Here is a 19,860-nt window from a genome sequence, read left to right on the forward strand (position 1 = left end):
GGGGCGTCAGGTCTCGAAATCCACCAGTTCGTCGCCGTCGTTCACCGTATCGCCGACCGCGAAGCGGAAGGCCTTCACCCGCCCGTCGGCGGGGGCGCCGATGGTGTGTTCCATCTTCATCGCCTCCAGCACCAGCAGCGGCGCGCCGGCGGCCACCCGCGCGCCGGGCGCGACCAGATGGGCGGCGATCCGGCCCGGCATGGGCGCGGCCAGGCCGGTACCGGCGTCCGTGCCTCGTTCCCAGGCCAGCAGCGGATCGACCAGCACAAGCGTCCAGGTTCCGTCTTCGCCATACACGATGCGGCGGGCGCCGTCCCGATAGACGTCCGCGCGCAGCGTGCGATCGGGCAGCACCGCTTCCAGCCGGGGAGCTTCGCCCCACAGGTCCACGAATACGGCCGAGCCGTCCAGCACGACAGTCATGCCCCGGGGCGCAGGCGTGACCGCGACCTCGCGGCGATGGTCGCCACACGCGAACAGGAACACCGTGGCGGCGTCCGCGTTCAGGCGCCAGCCGTCCGCGCGCCATGGCGAACCGGCCGGCCCCGTTGCGGCGACATGCCGCATCTCCGCCAGCGCGGCCAGCAGCCATGCCTCGCGCGGCGGCGCGGTGTCAGGCGCGAACAGGTTGTCGTGCTCGCGTTCGATCAGGCCGGTGTCGAGGTCCGCCCGGTCGAACGAGGGGGAGGCGACCAGCCGCGACAGGAAGGCGAGGTTGGTGGGCAGGCCCACGATGCGGCAGGCGGACAGGGCCTGCCGCATGCGGGCCAGGGCTTCGCTCCGGTCGGAGCCGTGGACGACGAGCTTGGCGATCATGGGATCGTAGTGGGGCGTGATGGTGTCGCCCTCGTCGACGCCCGCGTCCAGGCGCAGCCAGGGAGCGGCGGCAGGCGGCACGAAGCGTTGCAGCCGGCCTGCCGCGGGCAGGAAGCCCTGCGCGGGATCCTCGGCGTACAGGCGGGCCTCCAGCGCATGGCCGGACGGGGCCGGCGGCCGGCGGTCCAGCGGCAGCGGTTCGCCGCTCGCCACGTGCAACTGCCATTCGACCAGGTCGAGTCCGGTGATCATTTCGGTGACCGGATGCTCGACCTGCAGCCGCGTGTTCATCTCCATGAAATAGAAGCCGCCGTCCGGGTCGACGATGAACTCCACCGTGCCCGCGCCCACGTAGCCCACGGCGCGCGCGGCACCGATGGCGGCCCGGCCCATGGCCTCGCGCCGCGCGGCGGTCATGCCGGGCGCCGGCGCTTCTTCCAGCACCTTCTGGTGGCGGCGCTGGACCGAGCAGTCGCGCTCGAACAGATGGATCATGTTGCCGTGGCTGTCGCCGAAGACCTGGATCTCGATGTGGCGCGGACGCAGGACGTAGCGTTCGACCAGCATGCGATCGTCGCCGAAGGCTCCCGCGGCTTCGCGCTTGCAGGCGGCCAGCGCCGCATCGAAGTCCTCGGCGCGGTCCACGCGGCGCATGCCCTTGCCGCCGCCGCCCGCGCTGGCCTTGATCAGCACCGGATAGCCGATGCGGGCCGCTTCGCGGGCCAGCAGCGCGGGATCCTGGTCGTCGCCGTGATAGCCCGGAGTAAGCGGCACGCCCGCGCTTTCCATCAGGGCCTTGGCGGCGGACTTGGAACCCATCGCGCGGATCGCGCCGGGTGGTGGCCCGATGAAGACCAGGCCCACGCGTTCGCAGGCCTCGGCAAAGGCCGCGTTCTCGGACAGGAAGCCGTAGCCCGGATGGACCGCCTGCGCGCCGCTGGCCAGGGCGGCCTCGACCAGTGCATCCGCGCGCAGGTAGGAGTCCCGCGCCGGGGCGGGGCCGATGCGCCGGGCCGCGTCGGCCTGCCGGACATGCCGCGCGCCGGCATCGGCGTCCGAATACACCGCCACGGTCGCCACGCCCATCCGCCGGGCCGTGGCCATGATGCGGCAGGCGATTTCTCCGCGATTGGCGATCAGGATCTTGTCGAACACGATGGGCTTTCCTTCAGGGGCGCTACATCCGGAACAGGCCGAAGCGGGTCGGCTCCACGGGGGCGTTCAGCGCCGTCGCCAGCGACAGGCCCAGCACGCGCCGCGTCTGCGCCGGATCGATGATGCCGTCGTCCCACAGCCTGGCCGTGGCGTAATAAGGGTGGCCCTGGGTCTCGTACTGTTGGCGGATGGACGCCTTGAAGGCTTCCTCCACTTCCTCGCTCCAGGGTTCGCCGCGCGACTGCAGGGTGTCGCGCCGCACCGTGGCCAGGACAGCGGCGGCCTGTTCGCCGCCCATGACGCCGATGCGGGCGTTGGGCCACATCCACAGGAAGCGGGGGCCGTAGGCGCGCCCGCACATGCCGTAGTTGCCCGCGCCGAAGCTGCCGCCGATGATGACGGTCAGCTTGGGCACCCGGGCGGTGGCGACCGCGGTCACCATCTTGGCGCCGTCCTTGGCGATGCCGCCGTTCTCGTACTTGCGTCCCACCATGAAGCCGCTGATGTTCTGCAGGAAGATCAGCGGGATCGAACGCTGGGCGCACAGCTCGATGAAGTGCGCGCCTTTCTGCGCCGATTCCGAGAACAGGATGCCGTTGTTCGCGACGATGCCCACCGGCATGCCGTACAGGCGCGCGAAGCCGGTGAACAGGGTGGGGCCATAGCGCGCCTTGAACTCGTCGTAGCGCGATCCGTCCACCAGCCGGGCGACGATCTCGCGCACGTCGTAGGGCTTGCGCACGTCCTGCGGCACGATGCCGTACAGTTCCTCGGGGTCGTGCACGGGTTCGTCGCCGTCGGCCAGCGCGGGCGCGGCGGGGCAGTTCAGGTTGCCGACGATGCGGCGCGCCAGGTGCAGCGCATGGGCGTCGTTCTCGGCCAGGTGGTCGGCCACGCCGGAGACGCGGGTGTGCACGTCGCCGCCGCCCAGGTCCTCGGCGCTGACGATTTCCCCGGTCGCGGCCTGCACCAGCGGCGGGCCGCCCAGGAAGATGGTGCCCTGGCCCCGCACGATCACGGTTTCGTCGCTCATGGCGGGCACGTAGGCGCCGCCGGCGGTGCAGGATCCCATCACCACGGAAATCTGCGCGATGCCCTGGGCCGACATGTTGGCCTGGTTGTAGAAGATGCGGCCGAAGTGCTCGCGGTCGGGAAAGACCTCGTCCTGCAGCGGCAGGTAGGCGCCGCCGGAATCCACCAGATAGAGGCAGGGCAGATGGTTCGCCTGGGCGATCTCCTGGGCCCGCAGGTGCTTCTTCACGGTCATGGGGTAATAGGTGCCGCCCTTGACCGTGGCGTCGTTGGCCACGACCATGCAGGCCACGCCGTGGATGCGGCCGACGCCCGCGATCAGTCCGGCGCAGGGGGCCTCGTCGCCGTACAGGCCCAACGCCGCCAACTGGCCGATTTCCAGGAAGGCCGAGCCGGGATCCAGCAGCAGGCGGATGCGCTCGCGCGGCAGCAGCTTGCCGCGCGCCGCATGGCGGGCGCGGGCGGTGTCCCCGCCGCCTTGCGCGGCCTGCGCGGCCCGCGCGCGCAGGTCCGCCACGAGGCGGCGCATGGCATCGGCATTGGCCTGGAATTCCGGGGAACGGGTGTCCAGCCGGCTGGTGTGGGCATGCATGGCCTGGCTCCTGGGCGAAGGGGTCAGCGGGTTTCGGAGAAGAGTTCCCTGCCTATCAGCATGCGCCGGATCTCGCTGGTGCCCGCGCCGATCTCGTACAGCTTGGCGTCGCGCCACAGGCGACCCGTCGGATAGTCGTTGACGTAGCCGTTGCCCCCCAGCGCCTGGATGGCTTCCCCGGCCATCCAGGTGGCCTTCTCGGCGGCGTACAGGATGGCGCCCGCGGCATCCTTGCGCAGCGAGCGGTCGTGGCCGGGTTTGTCGCAGCTGCGTGCCACCGCGTAGACGTACGCCCGGCAGGCCTGCCAGGTGGTGTACATGTCGGCCAGTTTCCCCTGCATCAGCTGGAACTCGCCCACGCTCTGTCCGAACTGCTTGCGTTCGTGCACGTAGGGCAGCACGACGTCCATGCAGGCCGCCATGATGCCCAGCGGCCCGCCGGCGAGCACCGCGCGCTCGTAGTCCAGGCCGCTCATCAGCACGCCCACGCCGTTGCCGAGGCCGCCCAGCACGTTGTCTTCCGGGACCTCGCAATCGTCGAAGAACAAGGGATAGGTGTTGGAGCCGCGCATGCCGAGCTTGTCGAGCTTTTCACCGAAGGCCAGTCCGGGGAAGCCTTTCTCGACGATGAAGGCGGTGATGCCGCGCGGCCCGGCGTCGGGATCGGTCTTGGCGTACACGATCAGGGTGTCGGCGTCGCCGCCGTTGGTGATCCACATCTTCGAGCCGTTCAGCACGAAGCGCCCGTCCTTGCGCGTGGCCCGCAGCCGCATGGACACCACGTCCGAGCCGGATGTGGTCTCGCTCATCGCCAGCGCACCCACGTGATCCCCGGCAACCAGCGGCGGCAGGTGGCGTGCCTTCTGCCCGGGCGTGCCGTGCCGGTGCAACTGGTTGATGCACAGGTTGGAATGGGCTCCGTAGGACAGGCCCACCGCCGCCGACGCCCGCGACAGCTCTTCCATGGTCACCACGTGCGCGAGATAGCCCAGCGCGATGCCGCCGTAGTCGTCGCCCACCGTCATGCCGTGCAGCCCGAGATCGCCCATTTTCTTCCACAGGTCGCGGGGGAAGGTGTTGTTCTTGTCGATGGCCGCGGCGCGCGGCTCGATCTCGTTGGCGGCGAAGCTGCGGACGACCTCGCGCAGCATCTCGATGGTGTCGTTCACGCCGAAATCCAGGGAAGGCAGCGGGATCATGGAGGTTCTCCGATTCTTGTCTTGCTGCGGAAAGAAAGACGTCAGGCCACGGCGTGAGGGGCCTGGCGGTCCTGCGGCGAGGCCGAGCCAGGGGACTCGGCGTACTGCGCCAGCAGGCGCTCCTGCTTGATGCGGGCGAGGCGTGCGTTTTCCTCCTTGACGTGTCCGAAGCCGCGCACTTCCTGGGGCAGCCTGGCCAGTTCCAGCGCCAGGGGCAGGCGTTCGGGGGTAAGCGTGGCGACGATCCGGCGCATCAACGCCTCGTAGCCGCCGATCGCCGCGCGTTCGGCGCGCCGCTCGGCCAGGTAGCCGAACGGATCGAACGGTGTGCCGCGCAGCCCGCGCGCCCGTGCCAGCCATTTGTAGGCGGTCAGCATCCATGGGCCATAGGCCTGCTTCACCAGGTGGCCGTGCGCGTCGCGGCGCGCGAACAGCGGCGGCGCCAGGTGGAAGCGCAGGCGGTAGTCGCCTTCGAACTGGCGCGCGACGCGCTCGGCGAAGCCGGTCTCGACGAACAGCCGGGCAACCTCGTATTCGTCCTTGTAGGCCATGAGCTTGTAGAGGCTGGCCGCGACCGTGCGCGCCAGCCGGTTGCCGGCGACCCGTTCCTCTTCCAGGGCGGCGATCTCGCGCACGAAGGTCTCGTAGCGGGCCGCATAGGCGGCGTTCTGGTAGCGGGCGAGCCGCTGCGTGCGGTCGGCCAGCAGCGCATCCAGCGAGTACGGGCGCGGCGGCATCATCACCACGGTGCCGGGCCGCTTGAGCCCGGCGGCGACGCTGGCCGCCGGCAGGTCCAGCGCGGCCAGCCGGCCCCAGGCGAACGCGGCCTTGTTCATTTCCACGGCCGCGGCGTTCAGTTCGATCGCCCGCATCAGCGAGTCCTCGCGCAAGGGGATCCAGCCTTTCTGCCACGCGTAGCCCAGCATGAAGACATTGGTGGCGATCGCGTCGCCCAGGAGGCCGGTGGCGATCTCGGTGGCGTCCACCGCCTCGGTCTGCCAGGCCGCCTCGCGCACGCGTTGCAGCATGGCCTCGGGCGAGGCATGCCAGTCGGGGTCCTGGGTGAAGGCACCGGTGGGCGACACGTCCAGGTTCAGCGCCGCGCGGGTGCGCGTCGTCGCCATCATGTCGATGGCATCCTGGCCGCAGGCGACCATCAGGTCGCAGCCCAGCACGACGTCGGCCTGGCTGGAAGGAACCCGGGTGGCGTGCAGGGCGGCGGGGGTGGCGGCCAGCCGCACGTGCGACATCACCGCGCCGCCTTTCTGCGCCAGTCCGGCCATGTCCAGCACGATGACGCCCTTGCCTTCGAGATGGGCGGCGATGCCCATCAGCGCGCCTATGGTGACCACGCCCGTGCCGCCCACGCCGGTCACGACGATGTTCCAGGCCTGCTCCAGGCCGGGCAGGGCCGGCGCCGGCAGATCCCGTGGCGGCGTCACCTGCCGCGCCGCCGGCTTGCGCAGCGCGCCGCCCTCGACCGTGACGAAGCTGGGGCAGAACCCCTTCACGCACGAGAAGTCCTTGTTGCACGAGCTCTGGTCGATGGTGCGCTTGCGGCCCAGCGGGGTCTCCAGCGGCAGGATGGACACGCAGTTCGACTGCACGCCGCAATCGCCGCATCCTTCGCACACTTCCTCGTTGATGAGCACGCGGCGGGCCGGATCGGCCAGCTTGCCGCGTTTGCGGCGGCGGCGTTTCTCGGCGGCGCAGGTCTGCACGTAGACGATGACCGACACGCCGGGTAGCTCGCGCAGTTCGCGCTGGATGTCGTCCATGCGGTCGCGGTGGCTGATGGCTATGCCCGCAGGCAGCCCGGGAAGCTCGCGCAGCGCATCGGGCTCGTCGCTCACGAGGTGGATGTGGGGCACGCCCTCGGCCACCATCTGCTGCAGGATCTGCGGCACCGTGGGCGCGCCCTCGACCGGCTGCCCACCGGTCATGGCGACCGCGTCGTTGACGAGGATCTTGTAGGTGATGTTCACGCCCGCCGCCAGGGCGGCGCGGATGGCCAGGGATCCGGAGTGCGTATAGGTGCCGTCGCCGAGGTTGGCGAAGATGTGGGGCGTGTCGGTGAAGAAGGCCTGGCCTATCCAGGTCGCGCCTTCGCCGCCCATCTGCGTGAAGGTCTCGGTATGGCGGTTCATCCACTGTGCCATGTAGTGGCAGCCTATGCCGGCCACCGCGCGCGAGCCCTCGGGCACCTTGGTGGACGTGTTGTGGGGGCAGCCCGAACAGAAGTAGGGCAGGCGTTGCGGGGCGCCGGGCGCCGCGCGGGTGTAGCCCTCGGGCGGCTTGCGCGCGGCAAGGTAGGGCAAGGCGCGCGCGTCCAGGGCGTCGCTACCGATCACCTTGGCGATGCGCGAGGCGATCACGCCGGCGATGGCGGCCGGCGTCAGCTCGCCATTGGGCGACAAGAGGATGCCGTCGTGCGGCACGTGCACCCATTCGCCGGTCTCGTCGTACTTGCCGACCACGCGCGGCCGCGCGGAAATGGATGCGTTGTAGAGATGTTCCTTGATCTGGTATTCGATGATCTGGCGTTTTTCCTCGACCACCAGGATCTCGTCCAGGCCTTCGGCGAATTCGCAGATGCACTCGGGTTCCAGCGGCCAGGACACGCCTATTTTCAGCAGCCGCAGCCCCATGGCGCGGGCGGCCGTCTCGTCGACGCCCATCATGGCCAGGGCCTCGCGCACGTCCAGGTAGCTCTTGCCGGTGGTGACGATGCCCAGCCTGGCACGCGGCACGTGCCAGTCCTGCCGGTTCAGGCCGTTCTGCCGCACGTATTCCAGCAGCGCGTACAGGCGTTCGCGCTGCAGGCGGTTTTCCTGCTCCAGCGGCGGGTCCGGCCAGCGGATATGGAAGCCGCCTTCCGGAATGGGATAGGTATCGGGCACGCGGATGTTCACCGCCATGGGATCGATGTCCATGGAGGTGGACGACTCCACCGTGTCGCTGACGACTTTCAGGCCCACCCAGCATCCGGAATAGCGCGACATCGCATAGCCGTGCAGGCCGAACTCGATCAGCTCGCGCACGCCGGCCGGGTTCAGGACCGGGATCATGGCCGCGATGAACGCGTGTTCGCTCTGGTGGGGCAGGGTGGACGACTTGCAGGCGTGGTCGTCGCCGGCCACCAGCACCACGCCGCCATGGCGTGAACAACCGGCGATGTTGCCGTGCTTGAAGACGTCGCCGCAGCGGTCCACGCCGGGGCCCTTGCCGTACCACAGCGCATACACGCCGTCGGTGGTGGCGCGGGCGTCCAGGCTGACCATCTGCGTACCCCAGACCGCGGTGGCCGCCAGTTCCTCGTTCAGTCCCGGCACGAACTTGATGCGGTGGGCCTCCAGGTGCCGGGCGGCCTTCCACATCTCCAGGTCCACCGATCCGAGTGGCGATCCCCGGTAGCCCGAGACGAAGCCCGCAGTGTTCAGTCCGGCAGCTTCATCGCGCTGCTTCTGCGCCAGCATCAGGCGCACCAGCGCCTGCGTGCCGGTCATGTAGACGCGGCCGCGCGGCCGTGTGTATTTGTCGTCCAGGGTCAGGACGGTCTCGACGGGTTGTGCGCTCATGATGCACTCGCAGTCCAGGGTTGGGCGCGCAAGGGGGTAGCGCGGAGCCGGCCGGCCGCGCGGGGCGGCGGATGGCGTCCGCATGGCGCCTTGAAGGCCCGGTCGGATGGACGGGCCGGGAAACAGCGAAGGGGGTAAGCGGTGGACGGGGGGAGGAACCAGCGAGGCGGCGCGACCCGAAACATGGTCGCGCGGCCCGGGTGGGCGGGCCTGCAGGAGCATGCGCTGTGCGAGCCTTCGCGTTCATACCTTCGGTCGGCGCGGCCTGGTGGAGCGGGCCGGCTTTCCTCCTCCTGTGCGGTGCGGGACCGCATGTAGAAGGTGCGTGATGAGCACAACATACCACGCCGGCAGGGGCTTAAGCTTATTTCTTTTAGTTGTTAAGTGATGCAAAAACATTTAAATACAATATATAGAACCTGCTCGATATCACTCGAGGTTCTGAACACCATGAAACGTTTCTTCGCATCCGCCGCGCTTGCGCTCGGCCTCGCCTCGGCCTCTCTCCATACGGCAGCCGCCGCGCCGCTGGAGATCGGCTATCTGCCCATCCTGCCCGACGCGCAGTTGTTCATCGCGCGCGAGCAGGGGGCGCTGCCGGCCGAGGGCGGTCCGCCCAAGCTGGTCCAGTTCCAGAGCGGGCCCGCGCTGGTGCAGGCCCTGCTGGCGGGGCAGCTCGACATCGCCTACGTCGGCATCGGCCCGGCCCTGGTGGCGCGCGGCAAGGGCGCCGACATCAAGGTCGTCGCCTCCAACATCGTCGAGCAGGTCAGCTTCGTCGCCATGGGCGACCTCGCGCCCTATTTCGCCTCGGGCGATCCGGCCACGGCCTTCTCCCGCTTCGCCAAGGACAAGGGCCGCCAGCCCGTCATCGCCAGCTATCCCCGGGGCGCGGTGCCCGAAGCCGCCTTGCAATACTGGCTGCGCAATCGCATCAAGGTCGATCCCGCGTCCTTCAAGCTGATCTACCAGGGCGAGGCGCAGATGCAGCAGACCCTGCTGACCGGCGCGGTGGACGGCGCCGTGATCCTCGAACCCACCGTGACCACGGTCCTGACGCGTGCGCCCAAGGCCCGCGTCGTCGCGCGCGGTTCCGACCTGTTCCCGCGCCAGCCCGGCGCGGTGCTGCTGGTGCGCGAGAAGCTGATCAACGAGAAGCCCGAACTGGTGAAGTCGCTGGTGGCCGCCCATGTCGCGGCGACCCGGCTGTTGGATACCGATCCGGCCAAGGCCGCGCCGCTGGTGCAGAAATACGTGGGCGGCGGCCGCCTGCCGGTGGACCTGATCGAGAAGTCGATCCGCAATTCCAAGGGCCAGTTCGAGGCCAACCCCAACACCATCGTGCCGGCCACGCTGGTGTTGCAGAAGTTCCAGTCCGAGACCGGCACGCTGGAAGGTCCGGCCGTGGACGTGACGAAGTTGTTCGACACGCGTTTCTATGACGCCGTCGCCGGCAAGCGATAGACCCGCGCGTCGTCCATGATGGTCAAGAATCCCGGATGGCCGGTGCGCGCGGCCTATGGCGTGGCGGGCATCGTCGTCTTCGTGCTGCTGTGGAAGGCGGCGGGCGTGTTCCGCTGGGTCAATCCCGGCACGCTGCCCGATCCGTTCGCGCTGCCCGACGCGCTGGCGCAGGAGTGGACCTCGGGCCGTTTGCTGCCCGCCGTCGGCTCCAGCCTCATTCATTACTTCTGGGGCCTGGCGCTGGGTACCGCGTTCGGCATCGCCGTCGGCCTGGCCGCCGCCACGATACGGCGCTTCGATCTGTTCCAGGCCTACCTGGCCCGCGTGCTGCGGCCCATTCCGCCGCTGGCCTGGGTGGTGTTCGCCATCGCCTGGTTCAAGGTCAGCCATGCCGGGGCGGCCTTCGTGATCGCCATCGGCGTGTTCTGGGTGAACTATTTCGCCACCTATAGCGCGGTCCGCAACATCGATCCCCGCTTCTATGAGCTGGCGCGCAGCTTCGGGCAGGGCAGCTACTGGCGGCGCGCCGTCAGCATCACGCTGCCGGCCATCGCGCCCGGCACGCTGGCGGGCGTGCGCACCGGCATCGGCCAGGCGTGGATGACGCTGATCGCGGCCGAACTGCTGGGCGTGCCCGGCATGGGGCAGGAAATGAATGCCGCAGCCGGCGTGGGCGCCTACGAGGCGGTCGTCGTCTACATGCTGGCCATATCGCTGGTCTACGCCATCTGCGACCTGGGTTACGCGTGGCTGGAGAAAAAGGTGCTGTCGTGGCGGCCGTAATCGAATTCGATCGTTTTTCATACACCCATCCGGGCGCGCCGGGCCCGGTCATCCAGGACCTGTCCCTGGACATCGCGAAGGGCGAGTTCCTGGCCGTGGTCGGCGGTTCGGGCGTGGGCAAGTCCACGCTGCTGCGCACCGCCGCCGGCCTGATCGTGCCATCGGCGGGGCAGATGCATTTCCGCCTGCCGCAGCGCGCGGGCCGCCGCCGGCGGGCCGTGGTGTTCCAGGACGGCCGGCTGCTGCCCTGGCGCACCGTGGCCGGCAACATGGCCTACGGCCTGGAGACCCTGGACATCGATGCCGGCGAGAAGCGCGGCCGGGTGGACGAGGCGCTGAGGATGACGGGGCTGGCCGAGTTCGCCGACCGTTGGCCGCACCAGTTGTCCGGCGGCCAGGCGCAGCGCGTCGGCATTGCGCGCGCGCTGGCGGTCAAGCCTGACATCCTGTTGATGGACGAGCCCTTCAGCGCGGTGGACGCATTGACGCGCCGCCATTTGCAGGCCGAGCTGATGCGGATCTGGCAGGCCACGCACGCGGCGATCATGTTCGTCACCCACGACATCGACGAGGCGGTGTTCCTGGCCGACCGTGTCGTGGTGCTGGGCGGTCGGCCCGCGAACGTGGCCGAGAACCTGGTGATCGACCTGCCGAGGCCGCGCGATCGCGGCCATGCCGACTTCGGCCGCTATGTGACGCACCTGTCGACGCAACTGGGGGTGGACTGATCATGGCCGTCATCAAACTCGTCATCCACGCGCCCACGCCGGCCGCGCTGGAGCGGGGCCGGCGCAACGTCGCCAACCTGCTCAAGGCCGACGGCCAGGCCCAGGTGGAACTGGTGGCCAACGCCGGCGCCGTCGCGGCCGCCCTGGGGCAGCCGGACGCCACCGATGTCCATCTGCGCCTTTGCGCGAACACGCTGGCGGCCAACGGGCTGACGACGCCGGACGGCATCGCCGTGGTCGAGGCCGCGGTGCTGCACATCGCGCGCCGACAGGCCGAGGGCTGGGCCTACATGCGCGCCTGACCGCTCAGCCCATCGTCATCAGGCTGGCGTTGCCGCCGGCCGCGGCGGTGTTGATGCTGACCGACCGTTCGACCAGCAGGCGTTCGAGCGGGATGGCGGCCTCGCCCGGCGCGAGATCGACCACCGGCACGAGCGGACCCTCGCGGCGGGCAAGCTGCCGCAGGATGGATTTCAGCCGGTTGCCCATGGCATGGACGAGGACCGCGTCGAACGGCGAGGCGGCGGGATCGGCCACGGCTACGTGGGCGGCGAGGTCCGTCGGCAGCGACGCGTGCAGCGCGGCTGCCTGATGGCTGGCCTGCCACAGGGCGTCATTGCCCGTGGCCAGCGCCGCGGCCAGTTGGACCAGCAGGTCGGCGGTTTCGTCCGCGATGCACAGCACCCTGCCGCGCGGGCGCAGCGCGTAGACATCCAGTTGTCCGGTGGGGCCGGGCAGGGTGGCCGCGGCGGTCTCGGGCAGTCGCGCGGCGTAGGCCGCGCAGCGGTCGGCCAGTTCCGCCATGCCCTGCTCCCGGGCCCAGTCCCACAGGATGGCCAGCGGCCGAGCGGGGCGGAGGGGTTGCAGCCACGCGGGGGCTGGCGGATGCGAGGCCAGTGCGCGTATCGCGATGTCCGGCGGCGCCGCCGACAGCAGGCGCGGCAGATAGAGCGGCCCGCCCGCCTTGGGGCCGGTGCCCGACAGGCCTTCGCCGCCGAAGGGCTGTACGCCGACGACGGCGCCTATCATGTTGCGGTTCACGTAGATGTTGCCCACGCGCGCTCTGTCCAGCACCAGCGCGACGGTGTCGTCGATGCGGGTATGCAGGCCCAGCGTCAGCCCGTAGCCCAGCGCGTTCACCTGATCCAGCAGGCGGTCGAGATGCTGCCCCGCATAGCGCACCACGTGCAGGACCGGTCCGAACACCTCCCGGTGCAACTGGTCCGGCCGTTCGAGTTCGATCAGCGTGGGGGCGACGAAGCAGCCGTGCCGGCACTCGTCCGGATCCAGGCGGCCCGCGCGGAATACGGGATGGCCGGCGTCGCGCATGGCGGCGACGTGCCGCTCGATGTCGTCCCGCGCGGCTTCGTCTATGACCGGCCCGGCATCGGTCTCCAGGCAGTCGGGCCGGCCGGTGCGGTATTCGTCCATGGCGCCGCGCAGCATGGCCAGCATCCGGTCGGCGATGTCTTCCTGCAGGCATAGCAGGCGCAGGGCCGAGCATCGCTGGCCGGCGCTGTCGAACGCCGATTCCATCACGTCGGCGACCACCTGTTCGGGCAGGGCCGACGAATCGACGATCATGGCATTCAGCCCGCCGGTTTCGGCGATCAGCGGGATGCTCCGGCCGCCGGTGCCCAGCCGCTCGGCCAGCGCGCGGCGCATGTCCCGGGCCACCGCCACCGAGCCGGTGAACAGCACGCCCTGTACGCGGGCGTCGGCGACCAGACCGGCGCCGACGGACTCGCCGCGTCCCGGCAGCATTTGCAGCGCACCCGGCGGTACCCCTGCGGCGCGCAGGATGCGTACGGCCTCGGCGGCGATCAGCGGCGTCTGCTCAGCCGGCTTGGCCACGACCGTATTGCCGGCCGCCAGCGCGGCGGCCACCTGGCCGGTGAAAATGGACAGCGGGAAGTTCCAGGGGCTGATGCAGGCCACGATGCCCAGCGGCCGGTGCAGCGCGGCGTCGAATCCCTCGGTGGCGCGCGCCGCGTAGTAGCGCAGGAAATCGACGGTCTCGCGGACTTCGCCGAAGGCGTTGGGCAAGGTCTTGCCTGCCTCGCGCACCATCAGCGCCGCGAGCGCCTCGCGTTCGTCTTCCATGCCGTCGGCGGCGCGGCGCAGGACGGCCGCGCGTTCGGCCGGCGCCGTGTCGCGCCAGAGGCGGGTGGCATGGGCGGCGCGGGCGAGCGCGAACTCGAGGTCGGCCAGCGAGGCTTCCTGTACCTGGCCGACCAGGTCGCCGCGATGAGCGGGGTTGCGGATGTCCAGGCGCGCCCCGGGCGCCACCTCGTCATTCAGCAGGGGGCGGGCGAGCCAGGTCCGCGCGGCGGCGCCCGCCAGCCGGTGCGACAGCCGCAGCAGGCAGGATTCGTCGGACCAGTCCAGCCCGCGCGAATTGGCGCGCTCGGCGCCATACAGGTCGGGCGGCAGGGGGATGCGCGGGTCGGGCGCGCCGACGGGGCCGCCCCCGGCGCCGATGTCGCGGGCGGCCGCGACCGGGTCCACGATCACCGCTTCCAGGGGCAGGCCGCGGTCGGCCACGCGATGGACGAACGAGGTGTTCGCGCCGTTCTCGAGCAGGCGCCGCACCAGATAGGCCAGCAGCGTATCGTGCGGGCCGACCGGCGCGTAGATGCGGCAGGGGCGGTCCAGGCCGCCCGTGCCCACGACCTGGTCGTACAGCGGCTCGCCCATGCCATGCAGGCACTGGAACTCGTATTGCCCGGGTCGGAAGTCCGCGGGGCCGGCCAGGTGGTAGACGGCCGCCAGGGTGTGGGCATTGTGGGTCGCGAACTGCGGGAAGACCGCGTCGGGCGCGGCCAGCAGCCTGCGCGCGCAGGCGAGATAGGCGATGTCGGTGTGGGGCTTGCGCGTATAGACCGGATAATCCGGCAGGCCCTGGACCTGGGCGAGCTTGATCTCGCTGTCCCAGTACGCGCCCTTGACCAGGCGGACCATGAGCCGGTGGCCGCTGCGGCGGGCCAGGGCGGCCAGGTGGTCGATCAGCCGCAGGCTGCGCTTCTGGTAGGCCTGCACCACGAACCCCAGGCCGTCCCACCCCGCCAGGTCCGGTTCTCCGCACAGGCGTTCCAGCAGGTCCAGCGACAGGTCCAGGCGCGCGGCCTCTTCCGCGTCGATGTTGAGGCCCATGCCGTACCCGCGCGCCGCGCGCGCGAGCGACAGCAGGCGCGGATAGAGTTCGCCTAGCACCCGTGCCCGCTGGCTTCGCTCGTAGCGCGGATGCAGGGCGGACAGCTTGATCGAGATGCCGGGAACCTCGTAGGGCGTGCCGCCCCGGCACGAGGCGCCGATGCGCTGGATCGCCTGGTCGTAGGCCGCGGTATAGCGCAGGGCGTCGGCCTCGGTCATGGCCGCCTCGCCCAGCATGTCGTAGGAATGGGTGTAGCCGCGCGCCACCTGCGCGCGCGAGCGGTCCAGCGCCTGTTCCATCGTGCGGCCCGCGACGAACTGATCGCCCAGCAGGCGCATGGCGGCATCGACGGCCCGGCGCACCAGCGGCTCGCCGCCTTTCTCGATCAGGCCGGCCAGCGCCGCCTGCGGGCCCGATCCCTGGTGCGCGGCATACAGCCGGCCGGTCAGCAGGAGGCCCCAGACGGCGGCGTTGACGAACAGCGACGAGCTGTGTCCCAGGTGGGCCGACCATCGGCCCTTGCCGATCTTGTCGCGGATCAGCGCGCCCCGGGTGACCGTGTCCGGTATGCGCAGGACCGATTCCGCCAGGCACATCAGCGCGATGCCTTCCTCGGACGAGAGGGAAAACTCCTGCAGCAGCATCTGCGCCAGGCCTTCGGTCGCCGGGAGCCCCGCCTGGTCGCGCAGCGTGGAGGCCAGCCGCCACGCCAGCTCCATGACCGGCCCGTTGTCGGTCGGCGGTTCGATCGCGTCCAGCAGGCGCCCGACCATCTCGTGTTCCGCTCGCCGGGTGTCCGCCGTGATGGCCGAGCGTTCGCCGGTCTGCGGCGCGAGGCCTGGCGCGAAGGACTCGAAGGGGATGGGGCGGGGAGTGGTCGACGGCATGGATGCCCTCCTGGCGCCGGGCGGCGTGCGGCAGGATCCAGTCTAGCCCATGGGCGGGATGGCTTGCAGCGTGGCGAGGTCCAGCAGCGTGAAGCGGCCGTCCGGCATCCATCCTCCGGTGTCGATGTGATGGACGTTGCCCAGCACGACCGGATCGTCCACGGGCGTGTGGCCCACCACCAGCGCGCGCAGCCCGGCAACGCCGCTGGCATTCTCGCCTTGCAGCCGATCGCGCGACCACATCGCGCGGTCCCGCGCTGCGCGCCACAGCCGCAGCGACCAGGTCAGCCGGCTCCAGTCCCGCACCGGGCTGTCCGCGTGCACGATGCCCACCCGTCCTGCCGGTGTTTCGATCTCCCTGGCCAGCGGCAGGCACGCGAAGGCCTCGGCATAGACGCGGCGCCGAGCGAGGGGCAGCGTGACGAACCACGCTCCGCCGTTGGCGATGTAGCTGGTCTGGTCGACGGGGTTGCCCTTGGCGTAGCGTATCGCGATGTCTTCGTGATTGCCGCGCACCGCATGGAACCAGGGAAGGGCCAGCCAGTCCAGCACCTGTTCGGATTCCGGCCCCCGGTCGACCAGGTCGCCCACGCTGAAGAGCCGGTCGGTGGCGGGATCGAAGCCGGCGCGGTCCAGGGCGGCCCGCAGCCGCGTGAAATGGCCATGGATGTCCCCGACCGCGATGTCGCGGCCGTGGCGGTTGGGTTCATGGCGGACGAGAAGGGCGCTCATGGGATTCCGTGGACAGATCCCATGATAGGCCGTTACGGCGATCCGGGCGCCTGCCCGCAGGCCAGGTTGGCCGGTATGGCCACGTCCATCAGGCGCGGGTTGGGCAGGTTCAGGTTGCGCATGATCTCGACGTACTCGGCCTGCGTCTTGCCGGCCAGGCGCGGGTTGTGCCGCTTTTCCTCGCCGATGCTGGAGGCGGTCCAGCCCTTGTAGTCGTGCGCCGGGTAGACCGTGGTGTCGTCGGGCAGCGCGAACAGCCGGTCGACGATGGAGTGCCACGACAGCCCGGCGTCGCCGGCCTGAAAGTCGGTGCGGCCGGTGCTGCGGATCAGCAGCACGTCGCCGGTGAAGACGGCCTGGGGCGCGGCCGGTTCCAGCACGAAGCTGAAGGACTCGTCGGTGTGCCCCGGGGTATACAGAGCCTGCAGCATGATGCCGTCCACGCGCAGCAGTTCACCGTCGCGCACCTGGCGCGAGACGCATTCGGCGCGCGAGCGTTCGCCCATGATGGTGGTGCAGGCGGTGGCGTCGCGCAGGTCGCCCAGCGCGGTGATGTGGTCGGCGTGGGTGTGGGTGTCGATGGCGTGGACCAGGCGCAGGTCCAGCTCGCGTATGGCCTGCAGGTAGTGGTCCAGGCGTTCCTTGACCGGATCGATGATCAGCGCCTCGCCCCCGCGGCGGGACGCCAGGAGGTAGGTGTAGGTGCTGGAGTCGGGCTCGAAGAACTGGCGGAAGATCATATATTTCTTCAAGAAATAAGCAAATTTCTATATGGAATATATGTTAGACATTCACATGTCGGCCGTCAAAGCCTGCCGGGGGATGGCGGCAGCAGCCCCATGCGCCGCTTCGCCCGGTGCGCCGAGCCGTTGCGCACGGCCCAGCGCAGCACCGGCGCGACGCCGCCGATCGCCATGCCGGCGGCACGGACCCGCCAGGCGGGGCGCCGCAACTCCAGCATGTCGGCGGCCCAGCCCGGGAGCAAGGCCGTGCCGGCTTCCATCATGAACCGGCTGACCGGCCGTGCCAGCGGGCTGACGGCCGGGGGATGGGACAGCAGGATGCGGGCGATTTCGCGGGTGCGGTCGTCGCACACCAGTTGCGGCCGCATGCGCGCCAGGTAGGCCGCCACTTCGGCGCGCGAGCGTGGGACGTCGCGGGCGCCCAGGCGCAGCGCGATCAGCGAGATCTCGTCGTAGTAGCGGTCCTGCTCGGCGCCGGACAGCGCGGGGTTGCGATGACGCAGGTGCGCGGCCAGGAAGTTGCTGACCTCGGCCACGTGGACCCAGGTCAGCAGGTCGGGATCGTCGGCCGCGTAGGGGCGGCCGTCGGGCGCCGTGCCGCGTACCTGTTCATGGATGCCGCGCACGCGCGCGATCAGCCGCTCCGCATCGGCCGTGGCGGCGTAGGTGGTGCCCGAGATGAACTGGCCGGTCCGGCGCAGGCGGCCCAGCATGTCCTGGCGGAAATTGGAGTGGTCCCAGACGCCGGCCAGCGCGAGCGGATGCAGCATCTGCATGAGCAGCGCGGCAATGCCGCCGATCAGCATGGAGGTGAAATCCCCGTGCACTTTCCAGCAGGCCGAGTCGGGGCCGAACAGGCCGGGATCGCCGCGCGGATACTCGAAGTCGATGCCGCCCAGCGCCAGTCCGGTCAGGCCCAGGACCTGGGCTTCGATGTGCCTGCGTATCATGCGCGGCCCCGCGTGGGCTGGAGGGACGGGGCGTTGCGCTGCATGAGATCGCACAGGTGTTCGGCCGCCGGCGTCATGGGCATCTCGGCGCGCCGGATCAGCACGATGTCGGGCGCGGGCAGGTTTTCGCGCACGGCGATCACCTGCAGCGAATCGCGCGTCAGGTCGAATTCCCGCCATTGCACCGGCAGCAGCGCGAGCAGGTCGCTGTTGGCCAGCGCCACCATCATCGATAGCGCGGTGCGGGCCTGGAGCGCCACGCGCGGCGCGGGCAGGCCGTATTCCTGGAACAGCCGCGCCAGGTCGTCCTGGTTGTCGTAATCGGTCGAGGGCAGGGCCCACTCGGCACCGGCCAGCGCCTTGAGCGAACGCGAGCGCGCCAGCGGATGCCCCTTGCGGCAGACCACGGCGCGGGTGTTGGAGAACAGCGTTTCGACGATGAAGCCGGCCGGCACGGTGCCGGGCGCGGCGCCCAGGTAGAAGTCGATGGCGCCGCTGCGCAACTGCGATTCGAGATCGGGGAACAGGCCTTCGATGAGCTGCAGGTACACCTGAGGATAGCGCCGCCGGAAGGCGGGCAGGGCGCGGGGCAGCAGGCCCATGTGCGGCATGATGGACAAGCCGGCGATGACCGTGCCGGCGCCCGAGCCCTGGGCCTGCGCCAGTTCGTCGCGCGCCCGGCGCAGTTCGTTGACCATGCCGCGCGCGCGTTCGTGGAACAGCCGCCCGAGCGGCGTCAGGACCATGCCGCGCGCCTGGCGTTCGAACAGCGGCGTGCCCAGTTCCTTTTCCAGGCCGCGCACGCTGCGGGTGAGCAGCGGCTGCGCCACGCCGAGCCGGCGGGCGGCGGCGCGCAGCCCGCCATGTTCGACGATGGCCACGAGGTCCCGCAGCTGATTGAGTTTCATGGATATCAAAATCGAATCACTCGTGGGATTTTGACATCTTGTCCGTAGCACCGCCACTTTTCTACAGTCACCTCGCGTCCACCAGAAAAACTTGATAGCACGCGCAGGAGACAAGCATGCAACGCATCATGGCCTCGGGCCGGCACAGCCGGTTGCTGGCATGGGTGGCAGGGTTCGCCGTCGCCCTGTCGCTGATTCAGGATTCAAGGGCCCAGACCTGGCCCGCCAAGCCGGTCAGGATGATCGTGCCGTTCCCGCCCGGGGCCGCGCCCGACGTCGTGGCGCGGTTGATCGCCGACCGGCTCTCGCACGGCTGGGGACAGCCCGTGTATGTCGAGAACAAGCCCGGCGCCGGGGGCATTCCGGGCATGTCCACGCTGGCGCGGTCCGGCGCCGACGGCTACACGGTGGGCTTCGTGCCCGCCGCCGCGGCGGTGCTCACGCCCTTGCTCTACAAGCAGCCGCAGTACGACATGGACCGCGACATCGTGCCCGTGGCCGCCGTGGGCACCAGCCCCATGATGGTGGTGGTGCCGGGCACGTCGGCCATCCGCTCCATGGCGGACCTGGCGAAGGAAGGGAAGGCCCGGCCGGGCACCTTGAATTTCGCGGCGGCGCAGGCCGGATCGGTGCCGCACCTGACCGGCGAGATGCTGGCGCGGGCCGGCGGATTCCAGCTTTTCACCGTGCCCTATGCCGGCTCGCCCGCCGCCATCAACGCGGTGCTGGCGGGCGAGGCGGCGTTGACCATCGACGGTATCCCCGCCCTGGTCCAGCACGTCAAGGCCGGCAAGATGCGGGCCCTGGCGGTGACTTCGCCGCGGCGGCTGCCGGGCCTGGAATCGGTGCCCACGGTGGCCGAGACCTTGCCGGGCTTCGAATCGCTGGGCTGGTTCGCGTTGTTCGCCCCCACCGGGACGCCCGGCGCGGTGGTCGAGCGCATCAACGCCGACATCAATCGCCTGCTGGACGACAAGGAACTGGTCTCGCGCCTGGCCGACCTGGGCGTCTACCCCATGCACGGCAGCGCGGCCGATCTCCAGGCCTTCGTACGGGGCCAGCAGGCGGTCTGGAAGAACACGGTGCAGGAACTGGCGATCCAGCCGCAGTAGGCCTGTCCGTCCAATCAACCACGATGG

The 19,860-nt window shown here is 70.1% G+C and carries 14 protein-coding genes; 5 read left to right on the forward strand and 9 right to left on the reverse strand.

Annotated features, from left to right (window positions below; translation table 11 throughout):
* Positions 1-6: 6 nt before the first annotated feature.
* Genes WKR98_RS12125 through WKR98_RS12140 form a run of 4 tightly spaced genes read right to left on the reverse strand, consistent with a single transcriptional unit; the run spans position 7 to position 8,372 of the window.
* A complete protein-coding gene (locus WKR98_RS12125; RefSeq protein WP_341433273.1) occupies positions 7-1,971 on the reverse strand; it encodes an acetyl/propionyl/methylcrotonyl-CoA carboxylase subunit alpha in 1,965 nt (654 codons plus the stop codon).
* Positions 1,972-1,993: 22 nt separating this feature from the next.
* Positions 1,994-3,595, reverse strand: a complete 1,602-nt coding sequence (locus tag WKR98_RS12130; RefSeq protein ID WP_341433275.1) for a carboxyl transferase domain-containing protein — start codon at positions 3,593-3,595, stop codon at positions 1,994-1,996.
* A 23-nt stretch (positions 3,596-3,618) separates the two neighbouring features.
* Complete coding sequence (locus WKR98_RS12135) at positions 3,619-4,794, reverse strand: isovaleryl-CoA dehydrogenase (protein WP_341433277.1); 1,176 nt, start codon at positions 4,792-4,794, stop codon at positions 3,619-3,621.
* 41 nt (positions 4,795-4,835) lie between these two features.
* Positions 4,836-8,372, reverse strand: a complete 3,537-nt coding sequence (locus WKR98_RS12140) for an indolepyruvate ferredoxin oxidoreductase family protein (RefSeq protein WP_341433279.1) — start codon at positions 8,370-8,372, stop codon at positions 4,836-4,838.
* Between the two features lie 450 nt (positions 8,373-8,822).
* Between WKR98_RS12140 and WKR98_RS12145 the strand changes: the two genes are divergently transcribed.
* From WKR98_RS12145 to WKR98_RS12160, 4 genes are read left to right on the forward strand one after another with little or no spacing between them, the layout of a single operon-like run.
* Positions 8,823-9,836, forward strand: a complete 1,014-nt coding sequence (locus WKR98_RS12145; protein WP_341433281.1) for an ABC transporter substrate-binding protein — start codon at positions 8,823-8,825, stop codon at positions 9,834-9,836.
* A gap of 15 nt (positions 9,837-9,851) precedes the next feature.
* Positions 9,852-10,619: an ABC transporter permease gene (locus WKR98_RS12150; RefSeq protein WP_192901800.1), complete on the forward strand. Its 768-nt coding sequence runs from the start codon at positions 9,852-9,854 to the stop codon at positions 10,617-10,619.
* Entirely contained in the window at positions 10,607-11,347 is a 741-nt protein-coding gene (locus tag WKR98_RS12155) for an ABC transporter ATP-binding protein (RefSeq protein WP_341433284.1), read from the forward strand. Before WKR98_RS12150 ends, WKR98_RS12155 begins: the two co-directional genes overlap by 13 nt.
* Before the next feature lie 2 nt (positions 11,348-11,349).
* Complete coding sequence (locus WKR98_RS12160) at positions 11,350-11,649, forward strand: DsrE family protein (protein WP_124688333.1); 300 nt, start codon at positions 11,350-11,352, stop codon at positions 11,647-11,649.
* Positions 11,650-11,653: 4 nt separating this feature from the next.
* Here WKR98_RS12160 and putA read toward each other — a convergent pair whose 3' ends face one another.
* The 5 genes from putA to WKR98_RS12185 all read right to left on the reverse strand — a co-directional run bounded on the left by putA (position 11,654) and on the right by WKR98_RS12185 (position 18,721).
* Positions 11,654-15,388: a trifunctional transcriptional regulator/proline dehydrogenase/L-glutamate gamma-semialdehyde dehydrogenase gene (gene putA / locus WKR98_RS12165; protein ID WP_341433287.1), complete on the reverse strand. Its 3,735-nt coding sequence runs from the start codon at positions 15,386-15,388 to the stop codon at positions 11,654-11,656.
* A 42-nt stretch (positions 15,389-15,430) separates the two neighbouring features.
* Positions 15,431-16,120: a metallophosphoesterase gene (locus WKR98_RS12170; protein ID WP_341433288.1), complete on the reverse strand. Its 690-nt coding sequence runs from the start codon at positions 16,118-16,120 to the stop codon at positions 15,431-15,433.
* A gap of 32 nt (positions 16,121-16,152) precedes the next feature.
* Positions 16,153-16,860, reverse strand: a complete 708-nt coding sequence (locus WKR98_RS12175; RefSeq protein WP_341433290.1) for an MBL fold metallo-hydrolase — start codon at positions 16,858-16,860, stop codon at positions 16,153-16,155.
* Positions 16,861-16,925: 65 nt separating this feature from the next.
* Positions 16,926-17,813 carry an oxygenase MpaB family protein gene (locus WKR98_RS12180; protein ID WP_341433292.1) on the reverse strand — a complete coding sequence of 296 codons (888 nt, stop codon included), beginning with the start codon at positions 17,811-17,813 and terminating at the stop codon, positions 16,926-16,928.
* Positions 17,810-18,721 carry a LysR substrate-binding domain-containing protein gene (locus WKR98_RS12185; RefSeq protein ID WP_341433294.1) on the reverse strand — a complete coding sequence of 304 codons (912 nt, stop codon included), beginning with the start codon at positions 18,719-18,721 and terminating at the stop codon, positions 17,810-17,812. The genes WKR98_RS12180 and WKR98_RS12185 overlap by 4 nt, the downstream gene beginning before the upstream one ends.
* A 116-nt stretch (positions 18,722-18,837) precedes the next feature.
* On the opposite strand from WKR98_RS12185, the gene WKR98_RS12190 reads away from it, so the two are divergent.
* Entirely contained in the window at positions 18,838-19,833 is a 996-nt protein-coding gene (locus WKR98_RS12190; protein WP_124688339.1) for a Bug family tripartite tricarboxylate transporter substrate binding protein, read from the forward strand.
* The last annotated feature ends 27 nt before the right edge of the window (positions 19,834-19,860 follow it).

It is taken from the genome of Pigmentiphaga sp. YJ18, assembly GCF_038066655.1.
Taxonomy (GTDB): Bacteria; Pseudomonadota; Gammaproteobacteria; order Burkholderiales; family Burkholderiaceae_B; genus Pigmentiphaga.